The sequence below is a fragment of the Pontibacter lucknowensis genome, assembly GCF_900156415.1.
In the GTDB taxonomy this organism is placed as follows: Bacteria; Bacteroidota; Bacteroidia; order Cytophagales; family Hymenobacteraceae; genus Pontibacter; species Pontibacter lucknowensis.
In genome coordinates, this window is sequence record NZ_FTNM01000001.1 from 821964 (window position 1) to 842600 (window position 20637).

At 51.3% G+C, this 20637-nt stretch carries 23 protein-coding genes and 1 tRNA gene; 10 read left to right on the forward strand and 14 right to left on the reverse strand.

Annotated features, from left to right (window positions below):
* Window positions 1-17: 17 nt before the first annotated feature.
* From BW972_RS03680 to BW972_RS03700, 5 genes are all read right to left on the reverse strand, one after another.
* Window positions 18-1388 carry a TolC family protein gene (locus BW972_RS03680; protein WP_007652312.1) on the reverse strand — a complete coding sequence of 457 codons (1371 nt, stop codon included), beginning with the start codon at window positions 1386-1388 and terminating at the stop codon, window positions 18-20.
* Between the two features lie 20 nt (window positions 1389-1408).
* Window positions 1409-2041, reverse strand: coding sequence for a TetR/AcrR family transcriptional regulator (locus BW972_RS03685; protein WP_143731833.1), 633 nt, complete (start codon window positions 2039-2041; stop codon window positions 1409-1411).
* Window positions 2042-2310: 269 nt separating this feature from the next.
* Entirely contained in the window at window positions 2311-3054 is a 744-nt protein-coding gene (locus tag BW972_RS03690) for a LytR/AlgR family response regulator transcription factor (protein WP_076421113.1), read from the reverse strand.
* The gene (locus BW972_RS03695) at window positions 3029-4087 is read right to left on the reverse strand and encodes a sensor histidine kinase (RefSeq protein WP_007652309.1); all 1059 of its coding nucleotides are present in this window, start codon (window positions 4085-4087) and stop codon (window positions 3029-3031) included. Before BW972_RS03695 ends, BW972_RS03690 begins: the two co-directional genes overlap by 26 nt.
* The gene (locus BW972_RS03700) at window positions 4087-4935 is read right to left on the reverse strand and encodes a LiaF transmembrane domain-containing protein (RefSeq protein ID WP_076421115.1); all 849 of its coding nucleotides are present in this window, start codon (window positions 4933-4935) and stop codon (window positions 4087-4089) included. The genes BW972_RS03695 and BW972_RS03700 overlap by 1 nt, the downstream gene beginning before the upstream one ends.
* A 210-nt stretch (window positions 4936-5145) precedes the next feature.
* Between BW972_RS03700 and pheS the strand changes: the two genes are divergently transcribed.
* The 4 genes from pheS (at window position 5146) to BW972_RS03720 (ending at window position 7745) form a co-directional block, all read left to right on the forward strand.
* Complete coding sequence (gene pheS / locus BW972_RS03705) at window positions 5146-6174, forward strand: phenylalanine--tRNA ligase subunit alpha (protein WP_007652308.1); 1029 nt, start codon at window positions 5146-5148, stop codon at window positions 6172-6174.
* Window positions 6175-6265: 91 nt separating this feature from the next.
* Window positions 6266-7123: a 3-hydroxyacyl-CoA dehydrogenase NAD-binding domain-containing protein gene (locus BW972_RS03710; protein ID WP_076421117.1), complete on the forward strand. Its 858-nt coding sequence runs from the start codon at window positions 6266-6268 to the stop codon at window positions 7121-7123.
* Window positions 7083-7535 (forward strand): Rieske (2Fe-2S) protein, encoded by a 453-nt coding sequence (locus BW972_RS03715; RefSeq protein WP_234986286.1) that lies wholly within the window; start codon window positions 7083-7085, stop codon window positions 7533-7535. The genes BW972_RS03710 and BW972_RS03715 overlap by 41 nt, the downstream gene beginning before the upstream one ends.
* A gap of 136 nt (window positions 7536-7671) precedes the next feature.
* Window positions 7672-7745: transfer RNA gene (locus BW972_RS03720), tRNA-Asn, on the forward strand.
* Between the two features lie 44 nt (window positions 7746-7789).
* Here BW972_RS03720 and BW972_RS03725 read toward each other — a convergent pair.
* Window positions 7790-8821, reverse strand: coding sequence for an AI-2E family transporter (locus tag BW972_RS03725; protein WP_076421119.1), 1032 nt, complete (start codon window positions 8819-8821; stop codon window positions 7790-7792).
* A gap of 229 nt (window positions 8822-9050) precedes the next feature.
* On the opposite strand from BW972_RS03725, the gene BW972_RS19945 reads away from it, so the two are divergent.
* A complete protein-coding gene (locus tag BW972_RS19945) occupies window positions 9051-9221 on the forward strand; it encodes a hypothetical protein (RefSeq protein WP_007652305.1) in 171 nt (56 codons plus the stop codon).
* Between the two features lie 63 nt (window positions 9222-9284).
* Here the strand turns inward: BW972_RS19945 and BW972_RS03730 are convergent, their stop codons facing one another.
* The 4 genes from BW972_RS03730 to BW972_RS03745 form a co-directional block, all read right to left on the reverse strand.
* Window positions 9285-9899 (reverse strand): sterol desaturase family protein, encoded by a 615-nt coding sequence (locus BW972_RS03730; protein ID WP_007652304.1) that lies wholly within the window; start codon window positions 9897-9899, stop codon window positions 9285-9287.
* A 107-nt stretch (window positions 9900-10006) separates the two neighbouring features.
* Window positions 10007-10522 carry a shikimate kinase gene (locus BW972_RS03735; RefSeq protein WP_076421121.1) on the reverse strand — a complete coding sequence of 172 codons (516 nt, stop codon included), beginning with the start codon at window positions 10520-10522 and terminating at the stop codon, window positions 10007-10009.
* A gap of 18 nt (window positions 10523-10540) precedes the next feature.
* Entirely contained in the window at window positions 10541-11632 is a 1092-nt protein-coding gene (locus tag BW972_RS03740) for a BT_3928 family protein (RefSeq protein ID WP_007652302.1), read from the reverse strand.
* A gap of 227 nt (window positions 11633-11859) precedes the next feature.
* Window positions 11860-12414 (reverse strand): DUF1599 domain-containing protein, encoded by a 555-nt coding sequence (locus BW972_RS03745; protein ID WP_007652301.1) that lies wholly within the window; start codon window positions 12412-12414, stop codon window positions 11860-11862.
* A gap of 42 nt (window positions 12415-12456) precedes the next feature.
* On the opposite strand from BW972_RS03745, the gene folP reads away from it, so the two are divergent.
* The 3 genes from folP to BW972_RS03760 all read left to right on the forward strand — a co-directional run bounded on the left by folP (window position 12457) and on the right by BW972_RS03760 (window position 14797).
* Window positions 12457-13314, forward strand: a complete 858-nt coding sequence (gene folP / locus BW972_RS03750) for a dihydropteroate synthase (RefSeq protein ID WP_076421123.1) — start codon at window positions 12457-12459, stop codon at window positions 13312-13314.
* Window positions 13311-14159: a diadenylate cyclase CdaA gene (gene cdaA, locus BW972_RS03755; RefSeq protein WP_007652295.1), complete on the forward strand. Its 849-nt coding sequence runs from the start codon at window positions 13311-13313 to the stop codon at window positions 14157-14159. Before folP ends, cdaA begins: the two co-directional genes overlap by 4 nt.
* Window positions 14160-14452: 293 nt before the next feature.
* Complete coding sequence (locus tag BW972_RS03760) at window positions 14453-14797, forward strand: hypothetical protein (protein WP_007652294.1); 345 nt, start codon at window positions 14453-14455, stop codon at window positions 14795-14797.
* A gap of 73 nt (window positions 14798-14870) precedes the next feature.
* Here the strand turns inward: BW972_RS03760 and BW972_RS03765 are convergent, their stop codons facing one another.
* From BW972_RS03765 to BW972_RS03780, 4 genes are all read right to left on the reverse strand, one after another.
* Window positions 14871-15089, reverse strand: coding sequence for a PLDc N-terminal domain-containing protein (locus BW972_RS03765; protein WP_007652292.1), 219 nt, complete (start codon window positions 15087-15089; stop codon window positions 14871-14873).
* A 31-nt stretch (window positions 15090-15120) separates the two neighbouring features.
* Complete coding sequence (locus tag BW972_RS03770) at window positions 15121-15411, reverse strand: hypothetical protein (protein WP_007652290.1); 291 nt, start codon at window positions 15409-15411, stop codon at window positions 15121-15123.
* A gap of 101 nt (window positions 15412-15512) precedes the next feature.
* Complete coding sequence (kbl, locus tag BW972_RS03775; protein WP_007652288.1) at window positions 15513-16709, reverse strand: glycine C-acetyltransferase; 1197 nt, start codon at window positions 16707-16709, stop codon at window positions 15513-15515.
* A gap of 59 nt (window positions 16710-16768) precedes the next feature.
* Window positions 16769-18121: a hypothetical protein gene (locus tag BW972_RS03780; protein WP_076421125.1), complete on the reverse strand. Its 1353-nt coding sequence runs from the start codon at window positions 18119-18121 to the stop codon at window positions 16769-16771.
* A 418-nt stretch (window positions 18122-18539) separates the two neighbouring features.
* On the opposite strand from BW972_RS03780, the gene BW972_RS03785 reads away from it, so the two are divergent.
* The gene (locus BW972_RS03785; protein WP_076421127.1) at window positions 18540-19517 is read left to right on the forward strand and encodes an NAD-dependent epimerase/dehydratase family protein; all 978 of its coding nucleotides are present in this window, start codon (window positions 18540-18542) and stop codon (window positions 19515-19517) included.
* A gap of 288 nt (window positions 19518-19805) precedes the next feature.
* Window positions 19806-20477, forward strand: coding sequence for an opacity family porin (locus BW972_RS03790; RefSeq protein ID WP_076421129.1), 672 nt, complete (start codon window positions 19806-19808; stop codon window positions 20475-20477).
* Window positions 20478-20637: the final 160 nt, after the last annotated feature.

The following is a 20637-nucleotide window of genomic DNA, read 5'->3' on the forward strand; positions in this document are numbered from 1 at the left end:
GTCTTTTTTCAAGTGTTTTATTTTATAAGCAGGGTGCCAGTGGCTTTGTCCAGGTTCACTTTAGCGATCAGGGCATCGTACATGGCGGCGTAGTAATTGGTCTGTGCCTGGCGCAAGTCTGTTTCGGCGGTGACTACCTCTAAGTTAGAGCCAACGCCCTCCTGAAACTTGATCTTGGCCACGCGGGCAATCTCCTCAGCCAGTTCCAGGTTCTCGCGCTGCGATGCCAGCACGTCCAATGAATTGGTCAGGTCGGTAGAGGCTTGTTCCAGCTCCAGGTCTATACCTTGCTCCAGACTCTCAAACCCTAGTTTGGCGTTCTCAAGCGTCAGACGGGACTGCTGTACCTGGTAGTGCTTGCGCAGGCCGTCGAAGATCGGCACCTGCAGGCCCAGGCCCACGTAGGCGAAATCGAACCAGTTACGGCTGCGGGTGATCTCGCTGAAGTCATTGTTGGCGGCCACGTAACCGTAGCGGCCGTTCAGGTATAGCTTGGGCAGATAGCCAGAACGAATGTTGCGCAGGTTTAGCATGGCGAGGTCCCGCTGCGTCTCCAGGACAGAGTACTCGATGCGATTGCTATAATTGAAACCGTTTCGATTGGTCTTGGCCATATCAACCTGCACTTCGCTCAGACTGTCTGTCAAAATCAGCTGCTCTTTCTGGGGCATTCCCATCTGGAACTTGAGCAGGTCCTCTCCTAAAGTAAGCAAGCGCTCCGTCTTCTGTTTTTCTACGTTCAGGTTGTTGTAGGTCACACGAAGGCGGTCCACGTCCAGCTTTTCAGCTACGCCCTGCTCAAACATCACTTGCGTCTGCTTCAGGAGCGTGTCCAGGCGGTAGAGGTTCTGGTTGAGAAGCTCCATGCGCTCCCGGCTCACCAGCACACTGTAATAGGCCTTGGTCACCTGTTCCACTACATCAATCTCGTTCTGCTCCGTGGTTTTGCGCGACAGTTCGGTATAAGTCTTGGCGGCTTTCAAACCGATCAGGTATGAGCCATCGAAGAGCAACTGGCTGGCCGTGACGGTAGCATTGCCAGTATACTGGGGCGTGAACACCACTGGCACGAAGGTGCCTGGCTCCGGCGAATTAGGGTTATCCGGATCCTGAAAAAACTCTGCCGGCAGGAAGCTCTTTTGCTGTATCACGTTTTTGCCCAAGTCAGCGGCGGCATTGATCTGCGGTAGCCCCATGGCCCGGATCTCTCCTACTTTGGCTTTGTCGATGTCCTGCTGGTTGCGGGCCATTTTCAGGCTCGCGCGGTTCTGCAGGGCATAATCGATACTCTGTTGCAGACTGAAAGCCTGCGGCGATGCCTGCGCCAGCACCTTGACCGGGCTTAGCAAGACGAATAGTGCCAGTAACAGGCTAATGTTTTTTTTCATAATCGGAGAGTTGTAGTCAGTTATTCTTCTTCTGTGATTTGCTTGTAGTCATTGATCATCTTGTGCCCCTTGAGCGTGGCGATACCGAGCATGAAGTACTCGAGGCTGGCCGTTTGCACATGCAGCAGCTCAAATTGGAAGCGGGGGAAAAGGGTTTCGTCAAAAGGCACCTCGATCTGGGCGAGTCGCAGGCGGGCGATTACCTCCACGTCCAGGTCCTGACGGAACAAGCCTTCAGAAATGCCGCGCCTGAGGTTATCTTTAATCCGGTGAAGGAAGTCATGGTTCTTATACTCCTGCCACTTTTGCCAGGCGTTGGCGTGGTACTTCTGCAGGTCGAAGAAGATGCCGGGGTGAATGCTGGCGAAGACTTGACGGGTGGTCTTCATGATCGAAAAAAGTTCTTCGATGGCATTGGGCGCCTCCTGCCTGCATCGCTCACAGTCCGCATCCACCGAACTCAGGTATGAGTTGATAGCCCAGTACACAATCTCGTCTTTGTTGCTGAACCACTTGTAAATGGTTTTTTTGGACATAGAGAGGTGCTGCGCAATGTCATCCATAGAGGACCCCTTGATGCCGCGGCGACAGAAAAGCTTAAATGCCTCTGTTGCAATCTTATCTTTAACCGATAGCTGTACTGTCGTTTCCATTTTCATAATTCCGAGGCAAAACTACGGAAACGTTTTTTATCCCAAAAGTTTCCACAAGTGTTTAACAGAATTATTTAGTAAGTGTTCAGACTTTCCGGGCAAGCTCAAAACAGCTTTGAGCGAGACAAATGTGAGAGCTTTTTCGGTTTGAGAAAAACTATTTAGACGAATAGGGCAAATGCTGATTCAGACGCTGCTATTTTGACTTCAAACAGCCAGAAGCACATTCCTGATCAGATAAATCCAAATACTGGCATGTACAAAGGCGACTATATACCTAGTACTGTCCGCAGTCGGGCATAGCCACTCTTGCTCAGGGGAATACGCTCACCGTTGCGCAGCAGTGCCACGTGGCTGTCCTTCTCGAAGGGCTCGATGCGGGTGAGCTGCGACAGAGCCATGATATAGGAGCGATGCACCCGCACAAACTGCTTCGGATCAAGCGCTTTTTCGTAATAGCCCATCGTCTTTTTCTTAAGGAAAACGCCGTCGCGGGTATGGATTTTCACATAATCGTCGTAGGCCTCCAGGTATAGCACATCGGCCACTGGTATGATGCGGATGTTGTTGCCGGCTCTTACTACAATGCGATGCTGTTCTTCAGGTTGCTTGCCAGTAGCCTCCTCCAGCGCACTTGAGGCGGGTATAGCCTGTGCTGCTGCCTGGCTCTGCAGCCATTTGCGTATGGCGGCATCGAAGCGTTCTTTGCTGAAGGGCTTGAGCAGGTAGTCTACGGCATTAGTCTCAAAGGCCTTGATGGCGTACTCGTCAAAGGCGGTGGTAAAGATGACACCGGGGGCTTGCTCCACCAGCTCCAGCATCTCAAAGCCGTTGATCTTAGGCATCTGGATGTCAAGAAAGATCAGATCGGGCTGATGCTGCATGATGGCTTTCACACCCTCGAAGCCGTCCCCGCACTCCTGCACCACCTCCAGCTCAGGGTAGGCTTGCAGGTACTCGGCCACCATGCTGCGGGCCAACGGTTCATCATCTATTATCAGGCATTTTTTCATAGTGTTGGGGTATCTTGATGGTGGTTGTAAACTGATGGTCTTGTTGAGAGGTGCGCAGCAAGTCCTGCCGGGCGTAGAGCAGGTATAGCCTGCGCTGAATGGAGTCGAGTCCGAAGCCGGTGCCTTTGCGGGGCTGGCTTGTGGCTGGGTCATAGGGGTTCTGGGTGGTGATGGTCAGGTAGCCGTCCGCGGTAGTAGCCTTTACCTTGATAGTCGTCTCCCCCACCGTGTCGTAGAGTCCGAACTTGATGGCGTTTTCCACGACGGGCTGCAGCAGCAGGGCGGGCAGCTTCATGCTTTGACTTTCATCGGTGGCCTCTACCGCTACCTGTAGTCGATGCCCGAAGCGCACTTTTTCAATGTCCAGGTATAGCTGCAATTGCTTTAGCTCCTCTGCCAGGGGCACCAGCTGGCTGTTGTCCTTGCGCAAGGTGCCGCGCAAGAAGTCTGACAGCTGCTGCACCATGGTGCGGGCTTGCTCCGGCCGACTCACTACCAGGGCACTGATGGAGTTGAGGCTATTGAACAAAAAATGCGGCTGCAACTGCTGGCGCAGGTTATAGAGCTCGGCTTCGCGGGCCAGCTTCTCGGTGGCGGCTTTGCGCTTCTCAGCCTCCTGCAGTTGACGGGTATAGAACCACAGCCAGGTCAGGAGTAGCATAAGCAAGAGCATCAGCCAGCCAAATGCGATGCGCATCGGCAAGGTTTTATCGACAAAAGCCAGGTATGCGGTGGCTTCTGGCTGCATCTGACCCATTATAAAGTCAAACAGCAAGGTGCATATACCTGCCAAACCCAGACTCCAGCCCAGCAGAAATGCTCCCTGACGGATGCTCGGCTGATAGAATCGCAGGCCTGTACCTACAGCAAATCCACCCACAGCCAGTAGCACGTTCATCAGCAGGGCATCTGTCAGTATCAGGTTCAGGGCAAAGCCGGTTTGCCAAAGCACCAATACCAGCACCACCGACCAAAGCAAGGCCCAGCCCAGATAGAGCAGCATCAGCCGTACCTGCGATGCAACCCCCTCCATTAGTAACTCTTGATGTTGAGTCCGCCAAAGAGGGTGGTGCCTTTCAGGATGAGCACCTTATTGGGGTCATAGCCCTGTGGCATGGCAGGTCGCTTGTCGTCGATGCCGCCCAGGATGGCCACCATTTCGTCGGACTTGATTTGCCAGTGTGGGGGCACGATGAGGGTGGTTCCCCCAAAGATCTGGGTTGCCTCCAGCACGATCGGGTGTTGTATGTCGGCCTGCATCAGGTTCAGCTCCGTGCCTCCGAACACGCTCACCACTTCGCCGCCCTTGAAGTTCTTAGAGACGATGTTTTTTTTTATGCCTCCGAGTATCGCCACACTGTCCAGTTGATCTTCAGGCCCTCCTGCCGTATAACCCTGGTTACCGTCATATCCGCTGGAGGTATAAGCTTCGTTGCCGGTGTAGTCGGTGTAGCCACCAGGATAGGCGCCGTTCACAGGGTCGGTATAGTATCCGGGAGTGTCTTCTGGTCTGGGGTTGGGGCCAGGGCCCACCTGGTTTTCCCAAGGGTTGCGCTTCTTTGGTTTCATGATCAGCCACAGCCCCAGACCGATGATCAGGATGGGCCAGAAGTACAGCTTCAGGTTAATATCGAGAAAGAAGTGCCTGTCAAGCAGAAACACGCCACCGATCACAATCAGCACCAGCCAGCTTGGTTTCTGGAAGGAATGCTTAAAGCCCAGAAACAGGCCCAGCGCGATCAGGAACATAGGCCAGGAAAACACCCAGCTTGGCAAAAAGAAGACGCCCATCTTGGCTGTTAGCAACAGCACCCCTACCATCAGGAGAAAAACGCCGGCCATTTTGCCGGAACCACCTCTATTATATTCTTGATTTTTCATGGTTTTATTTCGTTTAGTTTTAAGATCTGTACCAAAGGTATAAGATGCCCTTGCTCAATTCAATGGCTATTAGGTTACCCCCGGACAGAAGTCGGTAAACGGCCGGTTGGCGTCGGTAAACCAAGTTAGGTTTTATTCACCGAATGGCAAGGTATAGCAAAGCGCCTTATTTTGCCTTTCACATTTCGCAAATTATTATCTTTGCATACTATGGTTGAGAATATACAGAGAGTAGCACAAGAGATAGAGGCCGCGCAACTGACAAGCGCAGCCGAGTTGGAGCAATTCAGAATCGCTTACATTGGCCGCAAAGGCGCTATAGCCGCCCTTTTTGACGACCTCAAATCAGTGGCGCCCGAGCAGCGCCGCCAGGTAGGTCAGGAGCTAAACCAGCTCAAGAACCGCGCCCAAACCCGTTTTGACGAAGCACAGGAACAGCTGGCCAACGCGAACACTGGTTCTGAGGCTGAAAACGCTTTTGACTTTACGCTACCTCCTATACCTAACACTTTGGGCACCCGCCATCCGCTTTCGCTGGTACGTGCCGAGATCGTGCGCATTTTCGAGCGCATTGGCTTCAATGTGGCTGACGGACCGGAGATCGAGGACGACTGGCACAACTTTACGGCGCTGAACTTCCCGGAGAACCACCCTGCCCGCGAAATGCAGGACACTTTCTTCTTGAGCGAAGATCGTGACAAGCTGTTGCGTACCCATACCTCCAACGTGCAGGTGCGCCTGATGGAGAACAACCAGCCACCGCTGCGCAGCATCATGCCGGGTCGCGTATACCGCAACGAGGCCATTTCAGCCCGTGCGCACATGGTATTCCAGCAAGTGGAGGGCCTGTACGTAAACAAAGGCGTGAGCTTCAAAGACCTGAAAGAGACTTTGTATTACTTCGCCAAGGAGATGTTCGGACAGGACACCAAGATCCGTTTCCGCCCCTCGTTCTTCCCGTTCACGGAGCCGAGCGCAGAGATTGATATCTCCTGCCTGATCTGCAAAGGCGAGGGCTGTAACATCTGTAAGCAATCAGGTTGGGTAGAGATCGGCGGTGCCGGCATGGTAGACCCGAACGTGCTTAGCAACTGCGGCATCGATCCGGAGGTATACTCAGGTTTTGCCTTCGGTATGGGCATCGAGCGCATCACCATGCTCCGCTACCAGATCCGTGACCTGCGCCTGTTCACCGAAAACGACGTACGCTTCCTGCGGCAGTTCAAGGGGGTTATTTAATTCTGAATGAGTGATTGAGCAAATGAGTGAATGTTTTGTTTTAAAATATGGCAGAACATTCACTCATTCTTTTTAACAGACAACCAAGGCTATGAAATTTGAGAACATCAAAACGATAGGTATAGTAGGTGCCGGTACCATGGGGCAGGGTATTGCGCAGATCTGTGCGCAGGCAGGGTACAAAACCATTCTGTTCGACATCAATGCGCAGGTGCTCAGGAAAGCCGAAGCTATCACCGTTAAAAACCTCGATAAAGGGATAGAGCGCGGCAAGCTGACGGAAGCTGACAAACAGGCGGCCCTGGAGAACTTATCTTACACCGGTGATACGCTGCAGCTGAGCTGCGACGTTATCATTGAGGCTGTGGTAGAGCGCCTGGAGGTGAAGCAGAGCATTTTCAAAGATCTGGATGCCGTGAATACGCCTGATACGATCTTTGCCTCCAATACCTCGTCTATACCTATTACCCGCATCGCGGCAGGTATACCGCACCCGGAGCGGGTAGTGGGCATGCACTTCTTCAACCCGGCCCATATCATGAAGCTGGTGGAAGTGATCTCAGGAGCGGCCACTTCTCTGGAAGTAGCTGATACTATCCGTCAATTGGCCCTGAAGCTGGAGAAGAAGCCTGTAATGGCTAAAGACGCTCCTGGTTTTATTGTGAACCGGGTGGCTCGCCACTTTTATGTAGAGGGGCTCAAGCTGCTCGAAGAAGGTGTGACTGATGCTAAAGGTATAGATCGGCTCATGCAGGCCAGCGGCTTTAAGATGGGCCCCTTTGAACTGATGGACCTGATCGGCGTAGACACCAATTACTCTGTTACCTCCTCCATGTTTGAGGCTTTCCATTATGATCCGAAATTCAGACCGAGCCGCATACAGCAGCAGAAAGTGGACGCCGGCCACCATGGCCGCAAGTCTGGCAAAGGCTTCTACGACTATCAGTAAGCTCCTTTGCCTGCTGGCGTTGCTGCTGCTTACTTCCTGTGGCAGCGATAACCCAGGCCCAGGTATACCCAATGTACCTGTAAGCGAGCAGATCAATGTAAACAGCCAGCTGTATACGCGCCTGCGCCAGGATGGGGGCTATGTATACCTGAACTCCGGTTACAAGGGCATCATTGTGATCCGGCAGCATGCGAACCTATACCTGGCTTTTGAACGAGCCTGCCCCTATGACCCTACTGCGACTGCACCTTGCGGCCAGGTGGAGGCAGACCAGTCCAACCTGTTTATTGTGGACACTTGCTGCGGATCCCAGTTCAATTTTCAGGGAGGTGTGAATGCAGGTCCTGCTGTGTATGGCCTCCGACAATACCGCACCGTACTGAATGGCTCTCTGCTCTCCATTTTTAATTAAATTTTTCGGATTGATTCACAACCATTTACAACTTACTCGAAATATTTTTTAGCCCAGCACTTGCGTAGTAAGCTTAGGCGCCGTAATATTGCACCATCATTCGACGGTAGAGACCGTCACTGAACATAAATAAGATTCCTCCTTAGCTCAGTTGGTTAGAGCACCTGACTGTTAATCAGGGGGTCCCTGGTTCGAGCCCAGGAGGGGGAGCTTAAAAAAAGCCACTTACGAATAAAATCGTTAAGTGGCTTTTTTTATTTCTCTTTAACTTCAGCTTCTAGCACGTCTTTTACATACAACTCCTGCACGATCACCATCAGCACGGCTAATATCGGGGCAGCCAATAGCAGTCCTAGCGCCCCTAGCAGCAAACCAAGCAACACCTGAAAGAACAGCAGCAGGGCCGGTGGCAGGTCTACTGTCTTCTTGAAAATGATGGGAGTCAGCACATAACTCTCCACCATCTGAATGCCGCCATAGATCAGAATCACATACAGCGCCATCTGCCCTCCTTCCATCAGACCGACGAGCACAGCAGGCACCCCTGCCAGCCATGGGCCAATGTTGGGCACAAACGCGAAAAGAAAAGCGATGAAGGCCAAAGCGAATGCCAGGGGTAACCCGATCAGACTATAGCCAATGGCGGTACTGATACCAATCATAGACATAGCCAGCAGCATAGCCACCAGCCATCCCCGTAGGGTACTGTAGCACTTATCCAGCACCTCCAGTATTCGTGTCCGCTTATGGACAGGGAACAGCTTCACCAGCCCATGTGTGTAGAGGGTCGGACTGGCGGCCAGGAACAAGGCTGTGATGACGACTATTACAAGATCGGCCAGGAACCCGAGTGTCGTATAAAAAGCGCCGGTAACCTGCGAGAAAAGATTCTCTTGTTTCGAGAGAGCACCTTCAAAGTTTTCAGGTAGCTTCTCCGCGACCCGCTCTCCCCAGCCTCGCTCACCCAGCCAGTTTCTCAGTTGCTCAATGGACTTAGGCAAGGTTTCCCGCATCTCGCCTACCTGCTCTGCTATAGTGGGTGCCAACAACCAAAAGGCCCCTATGATCAGACCGAAGAAAAGCAGCACGGACAGCAGTAGTGCCACCCACCGCTTCATTCCCGTTTTTTGGACAATCCACTCTGCCATACCACTGAAGAGCACGGCAAGCAGAATGCCTGAAAAGACCAGCAGAAAAAAGTAACCTTGGCTTATTAAAAGGTAAGCGATAAGAACCATTAAGACCCCTGCCGCAAACCGCTTAATGAAATTATAGAAATCTAGCATTAAGGAATTGACTCTTTATAAACATGAAAACACTTTCATGTGTTTACTCATACAGGGGGCCTTAGGTTAAGAAGCAGTCAGCAGCTTCCACAGCACCTCCCCCCTTATAAGCCAACCTTTTACTTAAAAAGCAAGTATCTGATATATATGACAATTTCGTCATATTACCGCAACCGCACTCTCTATAAGAGTGTTAGGCGCTGCGCTATAACCTAAACAAAATAAGACTATGAAAAATATAAGACTATACCTCCCCGTCCTTTTCGTCCTGATGGCAGTTACCATGAGTAGTTGCGAATTGATAGGAGACATCTTCAAAGCCGGTATGTGGACCGCGCTCATCATCATCGTTCTGATTGTGGCCCTGGTAGGCTGGCTGTTCAGCAGATTCAGACGATAAACGCAATACCTAACAAAAGAAAAGGGAGCCAATCGGCTCCCTTTTTGATTTCGATGGACTGCTCTATTTTGAATTAGTGCGTTTCGGCATCGTTCCCAGTATGTAGTCCCAGAGCGGAGAAGATACACCGTAAGCCACGTTCGGGTCTTTGTAGTGGTGAATACTATGGTGAATCCAAAGCTGCTTCAGGAAGTTCTTAGGCGGTGCGTATGCGTGCACGGCATAATGCACGAACAGGTATAGCGCATAACCAAACAGCAGCCCGGCCACTACACCGAATACAAACTGCCCGAAGATCAGCTTGAACACAAAGAAAAAGAACGAGGCGATGAACAAGCTGACAATCGGCGGCATAGCCAGGCGCTCTTTGTCTTTCGGGTACTCGTGGTGATTGCCGTGAAAGGTATACTGAATGCGCTCCTTCATCGGCGTATCGGTATCCATATGGAACACGAAGCGGTGCGCGCAGTATTCGATCAGTGAGAAGATAAGCCAGCCCAGCAGAAAGAAGCCGATCGCCTCCAGCACATTAATAAAGCTATACGTGATGCCATAGTAAATCAGCCCGATGGCAATGACGATAAAAATAGAAATAGGCAGTGCAATGTGTGTACGTGTCAGTCTTTCCAGCACAGGATTCTGGAATATCTGGGCTTGTCCTTTGTGATTGGGTTTCATAGTCAGATTTTGCTAAAAACGGATTTTTACCGCAAAATTAGTTAAATATTAGGTATCCCGTATGTATTTATCCGCTGCAACACATAAGCGGAAACGAGGAGTTTTTGTTATGGTTTAACTAACGATTCTAACCGTCCAATGTTATACCTTTTTCCCGATACCGTATACTTAGCCTGCTTGTAGAATACCAGACGTTCAGCTAATGTTTTGACTATGAAATCCTTTAGCTCTTCTTCGCTTTTCTGAGCCAGCAAGGGACGCTGGCTCAGGTTTGTCAAAAGCAGTCGTTGCGTGAGTTCTTCAGACGGCACGTCCAGAAAAATGCTCGTGCCGTGCTGGTTGATAAATGCCATGTTGTCGAAGAAGCAGGGTGTGCCGCCGCCAGTAGCCACCACAGCTTGCTCAAATTCCTGCACCACCGACTCCATCGCCTGCCGTTCCTTCTGTCGAAAGCCCTCCTGCCCCCCTGCGGCAAACAGCTGCGCAATGCTGCAGCCTTCCCTTTGCTCAAGGTACTCGTCGAGGTCCACGAAGGTATAGCCCAGCCGCTCAGCCAGCTGTCGACCCAAAGTGGTCTTGCCAGCCCCCATCATACCGATCAGGAAAATGCGTTGCGTGCTCAAAGCTAAGGTATAGTGCTTTTACAGCAAGCTCACCAGCTCCGACACATCTGGTGTGTCGTTGTGGTGCCACATGCCTTTTACGGTGCCGTCCTGCAGCAGCATGGTGCCGGGGTTGGCACGCATCATGGTTTTGAGTACAGTGCCGTCGCCGAAGAAGTACGGAGCAGCCAGACCCACCTCGTGGCGGAAGGCCTCAAACTCCTGACGGCCGGAGGAAGTGATGACTACAGGCGTTATACCCTGTTGCTCGGCTTCCTGCACCAGCTTGCTTATTTCCTCGATGTTGCTGCGATTGGCTTTCTCTACATTGTGCACGATCACCAGCAGCTTGTTGCCGCTGAGGATTTCCTGCGTAAAGTCACCCTGATCGTTCCATACGTTGAAGTCGGTGATCTTCGGACCATCCTCCGGATTCACCGCTACCATCTCCTTGAAGGTATAGGCTTCATCCATCGGGTACTCCTCAAACTCCTCCTCTTCTCCATCTTTCACCATCACATACTTGTAGCGTAGCGGTGCTGAAGGTTTCATCAGGGCCGGAATGTTATTGCCTATTTTATAAGCGCGGAAATCGACATAAGGCAGATGCTCATAAGCGTACCAGCCGATGCCAACCGAAATTAAAGCGGTAAGGGCTGTTACGGCCGCTCCTACTTTAGGCTGCACCAGTGGCTGCAGGTGTCTGCGGTAAAAGAGCAGCCACACAATCATCACCAGCAGCACGATGTCTTTGGTGAACGACTCCCAGGGCGTGAGCTTGATGGCATCGCCGAAGCAGCCGCAGTCGGTTACTTTGTTGAAGTAGGCCGAGTAGAAGGTGAGGAAGGTGAAGAAAACGATCATGGCCAGCAGCAGCCATAGTACCTCTTTGAGCTTCCAGCGGATAAGCAGCGCCACACCCAGCACGATCTCAGCCGCACTCAGGAAGATGGAAAGAAACAGCGCCGCCGGCACCAGTGATAGAAATACGGGTGAAATATCGTGGGCGAATACTTCAAAGTACTCCTCCAGTTTAATGGCTGTACCTACCGGATCGTTGATCTTGATCAGGCCCGAGAAAATAAACAGGACTCCTACAAAAAGCCAGAAAAATTTGGTGATGTATCGCATTTGAGTTTGAGAGTTTAAGAGTTTGGGAGTTTAGGGAATCACAATAACCGGATCACCCGCACACCCCGCTATCTTCCATTTCAGCGTTTTGTCATTCCGAACACGCCCGAGACGTGAGTCGAAGGGGGCGAGCGTAGCTCAGAGAAATCTGAAACTGTCTCACATAACAGAGCTTCAGATCTCTCCTATCGTCAAGATGACATACTTGTGTGCATCTAATTTATACCTTACTTCACCGTTTCCGCAAACCCCGACTTAATCAGCGCGAACACGGCGTAGTTGATCATGTCGCGGTAGTTGGCTTCTACGCCTTCCGAAATCAGGGTCTGGCCTTCGTTGTCTTCGATCTGCTTGGTGCGGTAGAGCTTCATCAGGATAATGTCAGTGATGGAACTCACACGCATGTCGCGCCAGGCCTCGCCGTAGTCGTGGTTTTTGGCGTTGAGCAGTTTGATGTTCTCTTCAATGTGCTCTGTGTACATACGCTCCACCTCCTCTGCCGAAAGCGTTAGCTCGTCACTCTCCTGCAGGCCCAGTTGCATCAAGGCGATCACGCAGTAGTTGATGATGCCCACAAACTCGTCCCGGATATCGTCCTCCACCATTTGCCTGCCCTTCTCCTGTATGGAGCGGATGCGCTGCGCCTTGATAAAGATCTGGTCGGTGATGGACGGCAGTCGCAGCACGCGCCAGGCGGTGCCGTAGTCTTTGGTCTTCTTGACGAAGGTATCTTTGCAGCGGTTTACTACCTGATTATATTCCTGGAGTGTTTGACTAATCAACTTTTTAGCTTTAATTTTAAACGATTGACAGATACGCCAACATTGGAATCGAAAGATAAGTTTTTTCGAAAGAAAAGTACACTTAACTGCCGCGGAAAAATCCTTTCGCTGGATAAGCCGCTGGTCATGGGCATCCTCAATGTTACACCTGACTCTTTCTATGCAGGCAGCCGCCTGAGCTCTCCCGACGAAGTTGTTCAACGAGCCAAAAGCATGCTGGAAGACGGAGCTGACATTCTTGACCTGGGAGGTTACTCTTCCCGGCCGGGCGCTGCGGATGTTTCAACAGCCGAAGAACTGGATAGAGTTATACCTGCCATTGAGGCCATCATGCAGGCTTTTCCGGGAGCTGTGATTTCCGTGGATACCTTCCGGGCCGAAGTAGCTGAGGCCAGTGTAAAGGCGGGTGCTTCCATCATCAACGATATTTCGGGCGGCAACCTCGACGAGGCCATGTTCGAAACGGTGGCGCGAATGCAGGTGCCTTACATCCTGATGCACATGCGCGGCACGCCGCAGACCATGAACAGCCTCACGGACTACCAAGACCTTGTGCTGGATGTGCTGGACGAGCTGCAGGTCAAGGTGGCGCAGTTAAAAAGCTTAGGTGTGAACGACATCATCTTAGACCCTGGCTTTGGTTTTGCCAAGACTGTGGATCAGAACTTTGAGCTAATGCACCGACTTGAGGAACTACGTGTACTTGAGCTACCGTTATTAGTGGGAGTATCCCGCAAGTCCATGACCTACAAATACCTGGGCATTGACCAATCTGAAGCACTGGCCGGCACAATAGCACTCAATACCATCGCGTTAGGAAAAGGTGCCGACATTTTGCGGGTGCACGACGTAAAAGAAACAAAACAGACTATCCAACTATACACGAAAGTAACGCATTGATTCCTTTATTTACAGTAGGCTTTTTGGAAATTGAGCTGCTGGATGTGCTTGACATCCTGCTCGTCACGGTATTGCTTTACCAGCTCTATAAACTTCTGACTGGTAGTGTGGCGCTTAAGATTTTCCTGGGCCTGCTCTCCGTATACCTGCTATACCTGGTGGTAAGGGCCGCAGGCATGGAGCTCCTCAGCATCATCCTCGGCCAGTTTATGGGAGTGGGTGTACTCGCAGCCATCATTGTATTCCAGCCCGAGATCCGGCGTTTCCTTTTGCTGATCGGCAAAACCACCGCCTTCAACAATGACCGACTTTTCCGTGGTTTCCCATGGCGACGCGATCAGGTGGAGAAGCTCAGCCTCACTCCCTTTATTGAAGCCTCTAAATCACTTGCCGCCAAAAATACCGGTGCACTGATCGTATTTGCCAAAAGCTCCGAATTGAAATACTACGCTGAATCGGGTGACCTGATCGATGCCGTGATCTCCAAGCGACTGTTGATGTCGATCTTTAACAAGACGAGTCCGCTGCACGATGGCGCTGTGATCATTTCGGGCAATCGCATCAAAGCGGCCCGTTGCATTTTGCCTGTAACGGAGAACAACGAGATACCCGCCTCCATGGGTCTTCGACACCGTGCTGCCATCGGCCTTACGGAAGTAACCGACAGTGTGGTGCTGGTCGTATCCGAAGAAACAGGCCAGATCGCGCTGGTACGCAATGCCGAGGTATTCCGCAACCTTTCCTCTGCCGACCTGCGCGTGAAACTCAACCAGTTCCTGTTCGACACAGACCAGAAGCCAGCCGCTGTTCCAGCTCCTGCAGAGAAATCGGTGAGTGCAGCGTAAGGTATAAGCCTATAACGATAGCAAAGCCAGTCCTTGGGGACTGGCTTTTTTTATTGCCATGGGCTCAGAAGCTATACCTGTTACGTACCTGCAGCCAGGGTTACATGGTGGGCACGCACCACAAAGTGTGGAAATATTTCCCCATCACCCTGTGCTCTTCCACAGTTTGCGAAACCCATACAAAACACACAACCAGTTAATAAACAGTGCATTATGCAATTTAAATGGTTCTGGCACGGTTATGCCAATAGGGCTATGCGCAACAAATGTTAATCGAACTAAACTAACATAACATGAAAAAAGCAACTTTTTTAGCAGCCGCCATTGCCTTACTTGGTTTTACATCTATCGATGCGAACGCACAAGCTACACAGGCTGCTGAGCAAGCACAGACGCAAACTCAGAACGACAATAGAGAAAAAGTTACCAAAGATCAGCTTCCAGCCCCTGTAAAGGCGGTATTGGATCACGAAGCTTACAAAGAGTGGACTGTAGGCGATATCTACAAAGTGAAGCCAGCTGAAGGTGACGCGAACGCAAAAGTTGTTTACGAAATCGCCCTGACAAACAAAGAAGGCCAGACTGGCACGATCACCCTTGATGAACAAGGCCAGGACGCTTCTAAAGAACAAGAATAGCCAAAGCGTACTTAAAGAAACTATACTTAGAACTATGGAAAAGGGCCTCCGCTAAGCGGAGGCTTTTTTGCGTCTATGCTTTTTCTCTTCTTTTCCAGAATACCCAGTAGGCCAACAGGCCAAAAACGGGCACTACCCAGAGCACGACCATCCAGAGCAAGCGCTCCGTTAGGTTATAATTTGTCTTAAAGATCAGGTGCAGCAGCGAGAGCACCACCAGTATATAGTAGGCAGCTACCAGCAGGAAGATAGAGCCAAAGAAAGGGTCGTTTCCGATAAAACAGAAGAACATAAAGTTAGCTTAATGTTGAGAAGGGTTCGACTTACCCGAAAAGGATCTGACTGACAAACCAGGCCAGATAAGCCAGTGCCGGGGCGCATAGCAGCAGTACCATACCCAGGTTCACGCGTACCCACTGCGGGTTGAGCATCATACTCAGGTAGGCTTCCGCTGAAAGCAGAATAGAAAAGTAAAACGTGATCTGGAGCAGTGTACCCGTCAGGTTTACCTCACCCCGTATACCTGCCGTGACATAAGCCAGAAATGAAATAACCAGCCAGGCCAGCACGGTGCCGAGCAGCAACTGACCAGCCTTTATTTTGACATTATTCATAGGTAGAGCAGGTATTTGGATCCTGATAATGACAAGGTAATAAAAAACAGCCACTCCCCCAACGGAAGCGGCTGTTTCTATACCTTGATATAGTTGCAATCTTACTTGATCACGCCAAGCTCGCGACCAACCTCTGTGAATGCGGCGATACACTTGTCGATGTGAACGCGGTCGTGCACCGCGGAAAGCTGCACACGGATACGGGCTTGCCCTTTTGGAACAACCGGATAGTAAAATCCGATCACGTAAATGCCTTTGTCGAGCATGCGGGCCGCGAACTCCTGCGCCAGCGGTGCATCGTATAGCATTACAGGCACAATCGGGTGGTCGCCCGGCTTGATGTCGAAGCCAGCGGCTGTGATTTGCTCACGGAAGTACTTTGTGTTCCACTCCAGTTTGTCGCGCAGTTCAGTAGTAGAGCTAAGCATATCGAGTACCGCAATGGAAGCACCCACGATAGATGGAGCCAGTGAGTTAGAGAACAGGTACGGACGGGAGCGCTGACGTAGCATGTCTATGATCTCTTTCTTGCCAGACGTGAAACCGCCCATGGCACCGCCCAGTGCTTTGCCTAGCGTACCGGTGATGATGTCCACTTTGTCCATCACGTTGTGGTACTCGTGCGTACCACGGCCCGTTTTGCCCATAAAGCCTGTAGAGTGCGAATCGTCTACCATCAGCACAGCCTGGTACTTATCAGCCAACTCCACGATCTGGTCGAGTTGCGCCACTGTACCATCCATAGAGAAGGCCCCATCTGTTACGATGATGCGGTGCTTGGTGCCGGCATTCACGGCCTCCTGCAGCTTTGCCTCCAGGTCTTCCATGTTGTTGTGCTCGTAGCGGAAACGCTGGGCTTTGCACAGACGAATACCGTCGATGATAGAAGCGTGGTTCAGCGCATCCGATATAATCGCCGACTCGGCATCGAACAAAGGTTCGAACACACCACCGTTCGCATCGAAAGCCGCTGCGTAAAGAATGGTGTCTTCGGTGCCCAGGAATTCAGACAGCTTTTGCTCCAGCTCTTTGTGGATATCCTGCGTGCCGCAGATAAAGCGTACAGAGCTCATGCCATAACCGTGCGTATCGATAGCATGCTTGGCTGCCTCGATCACCTTTGGGTGAGCCGACAGGCCCAGGTAGTTATTGGCGCAGAAGTTCAGCACATGCTGCATCTGAGTCGTATCGATATCAGCTCCCTGCGGAGTGGTGATGATACGTTCCTGCTTATACAAACCAGCTTCCTTGATCTCGGCTAGCTGTTTTTCCAAATCTGGTTTTAAGGTTTCGTACATGGGTTATCTTCGTTAAGCTGTTACTTGTTTTATTTTAATCGGGCAGGTATAGCACCTGCTTATTCCTCTGTTCTGGGCGGCGGACGGCGGATAATGGGCCGTGGTCGCGGTGGTTTCGGCTTTTCCGGTTGCGGCTCAGGTATAAGCGGCTCTCCAGTTGCTGCCTCAGGCTTGTCCGTTGCTGGCTTACCTCCCTCCTGCTGCTCTTCTGCTTTTGGCTCTGATTCTGCTGCAGGAGCCGGCGGTGTCGGCCGCCTGATGATCGGGCGCGGACGAGGCGGTTTGGCTGGCGGCGCAGCACTTGGTTCGGCTTCCGGTGTATTTTGCTCTGCTCCTGTTGTTGGTGCCTCTGGCACTGCACCTGCTGCTGGTGATTTCGCTGCTGATTCTTCCGATGATACGTTTGCAGTAGCGTCAGGTATAGCAGTGTCGTCCGCTGCAGGTCTTGCTTCCTCTGACTTCGCTTCCGGAGCAGCCGGTTTGGTTAAGGCAGCCGGGCGTTTGATGACAGGCCGTGGCCTTGGCGGTTTCGGAGCATCTTCGGCAGCAGGCTGTGGCGGGTTATCCGTGCCTGCTGGTGCTGTCTCTGCAGCCGCTGGTTTATCTTCTGTACCTGGAGCCAGCTGTTCTTCCGCAGCCTTTTGCAAGGCAGTTGGCCTTTTGATCACTGGCCTTGGGCGTGGTGGCTTTGAAGCTTCTGCAGCTGCTTCGTTTGCAGGTGCTATACCTTCGGCTGGCTTTTCCGGAGCAGGTTGCGCTTCTCCTTGTATCGGCTTTTGCAACGCGGCAGGCCGTTTAATCACAGGCCTCGGACGGGCAGCAGGCTTGACAGATTCAGCTGCTGCTTCTGAAGTAGCGGAAAGCTCAGGTATAGCTTTGGTATCCTGCTCCTGGTTAGTTGGCTGATCTTCTGGTTTTGCAAGGGCGGCCGGGCGCTTGATCACTGGTCTGGCACGTGGTACTGGTGGTTTAGCGGCCTCTTCTGCCGGTTTATTTGCAGTTGTGGCTTCCTCTCCTTCTACAGGTGGTTTTAAGGCAGCAGGGCGCCGCACCACGGGCCTTGGCTTAGGAGCTGCAGCAGGTATAACTGGCTTTTCCTCAATTGTTTCCTGTGGAACATCAGGTGCGACAGGTATAGCGGCAGGGCTTTCGGCTTCAGGCTTTGGAACTGGACCGGCAGCTCGTCGGGCTGCCGGTCGTGGAGCAGCCGTAGTGGCCGGCTTCGGCACGTCCTCTTCACGCAGGTGGTAGCGCAGCCGTACATTGTTGAGCACCATTTTCACGGCCACATAGAAGCTGTTGGGATGCATTTGCGCATACATGCTCTCCCAGGCCTGGTACCGGGCCGGGTCCTCTGTAGCAAAGGCTTCCTTGTTTATCCGCTTTTTTACGAGGTACTCTTCAAACGTCATAGTGCGCTGACCGTGTGCTATACCTGCAAAGGTACGGAAACAGGCCTGAATCGTGTTTAATATTCGCTTTATAGGCCTGCCATACTCATTGCAGCGGCCTTTTGCTCAACAAATATAAGAAAATCGCACTCCTGAAACAGGCTGGCATTATTTCTATTTTACCATTGCATTACTTAATCATTAAATCTGCAAGCGGCTATTTCAGTACCCAATCAGCCGCTATACCTTTGGTTCGTGGTGAAAGTATTAGGTTAAGATTAATTTAGTGAGCATGAAGCGCTTGCCTTTGGCAGGCGTTTTCTATTTAAACCTGTCCCCTTCCTCAATGCGCTTATACTCAGGAGCATTGGGATTCTTGTTCTTATCCTTTCAGGATTGCCCTGAAATCGGTTACTTTGTACAAAAATTTACTCTGACTATGGCAAACACAAGTGACACGGTATTGGTGATTGGCGCCTGCGGACAACTTGGCTCTGAACTCACCCTGGAGCTCCGCAACATGTATGGCGGTTCTAATGTAGTGGCAGCCGATATCGCGGCTCCTAAGCAGGCTGACCTCCGCGACTCAGGCCCATTTGAGAAGGTGGATGTACTGGACACAAACGTACTGGCCGAACTGGCCTCCAAATATAAATTCAAGCAGATCTACCACTTGGCAGCGGTGCTATCCGCCACAGGTGAGCGCAACCCTAAGTTCGCCTGGAAACTGAACATGGAAGGACTGTTCAATGTGCTGGACCTGTCGCTGGAGCACAAGGTGCAGAAGGTATACTGGCCAAGCTCTATTGCCGTGTTCGGCCCGAACACCCCGCGCCAGAACACGCCCCAGAATACTGTGATGGACCCTAACACTGTATATGGCGTGAGCAAGCAGGCAGGCGAGCGCTGGTGCGAGTACTACTTCCAGAAGTATGGCCTCGATGTGCGCAGCCTCCGCTACCCTGGCCTGATCGGCTACAAGGCTCTGCCGGGTGGTGGCACCACCGACTACGCCGTGGACATTTACCACAAAGCCTTGGAAGGCGAGACATACGAGTGCTTCCTGAGCGAAGACACCTACTTGCCGATGATGTACATGCCGGATGCTTTGAAGGCAACGCTGGACCTGATGCACGCGCCGGCTGAGCAGGTAAAGATCCGTGACTCTTACAACCTGAGCGCAATGAGCTTCTCTCCGAAAGAGATCACCGAATCGATCCGCAAGTTTATACCTGAATTCGATACTACGTACAAGCCCGACTACCGTCAGCAGATCGCTGACTCGTGGCCGCAGAGCATCGACGACAGCACTGCCCAGCAGGACTGGGGCTGGAAACCTGCCTACGACCTCGATGCCATGACTGAGGACATGCTGCTGAACCTCAAGAAGATGAAAGAAGAGCAAACCCTTGCCTAGGTATAGGTCTCTGATTTGATAGAAAGGGGACTTACGAACGGAGGACTGATCCGGCCATTGAGCTTTAAGTGAGATCTTCCTGAAGTCTTATAATACGATATGAATAACCGAAAACGGGTGGTGCAAAAGCACCACCCGTTTTTTATTTAAAAATCAACATCCTGTATACCAGTCAGCTACATTTGAGCACCTCTATTCAGAACAATTTTTATTCATACTTATACCTTAAACTATTCAACATGGCATAATATTTGGTTTCGGCTATATATACTTAACCAAATCATCTATATGAAACTAAAACTACTAGCCCTTTCCTGCTGCCTGGCCGCGGCTTTCACAGCGCAGGCGCAGATTGTGGTGGATACCCCATCTGAAAGCAAAACTTATAAGCCAACTACTGGCGACATTACTACTGAAGTCAGTGTCAATCTGGAATATGGCACGTTCCTGAACGGTGGCCAGCTGCGCGTCCGTAAGTTTACGGCCGAAAATAAGGCGCTGCGACTAGGCACCAGTCTGGACTACACCTATAGCAAAATGGATGCTGAGGTCTATAGCTCTACTTTCGGCATTAGCCTGGTACCAGGTATAGAAAGGCACTTTGGCGGCACAAACAGGCTTTCGCCTTATATCGGAGTTGAGTTGCCGATTGGTTTCAGAACATCGAAGTATGAAACGGACCACTACACTGTAAAGGGATCGACAGCTTATAACAGTTCAGCGGATCGAGCCAATTTCAACATAGGCTTGAACGGTCTGGCAGGTGTCGACTATTATGTTGCGCCACGTTTTTACGTGGGATTCGAACTTGGTGCAGGCGTGCGCTATAACAAATACAACGACATTGAAACCACCTTCAAAAGAGATTTACCTAACTCTTCGCAGGAACTGGAAGGCTATCACAGCATCAGCTTCTCCCCTTTCTCAACCGGAGGCATACGCCTTGGTTTTGTATTTTAATAAAAATTAAAGATTAGCTACACTTATACAATCAGCCGCCAGCATCTTGTTGGCGGCTGTTTTCTTATTCAGCAGTTAACCTATATTTTGCACAAAACGTCTATAAGTTACAGAAGCATAGTCGCAGGGCCTGGCAAGCATGCGACGACCCAAAACACAA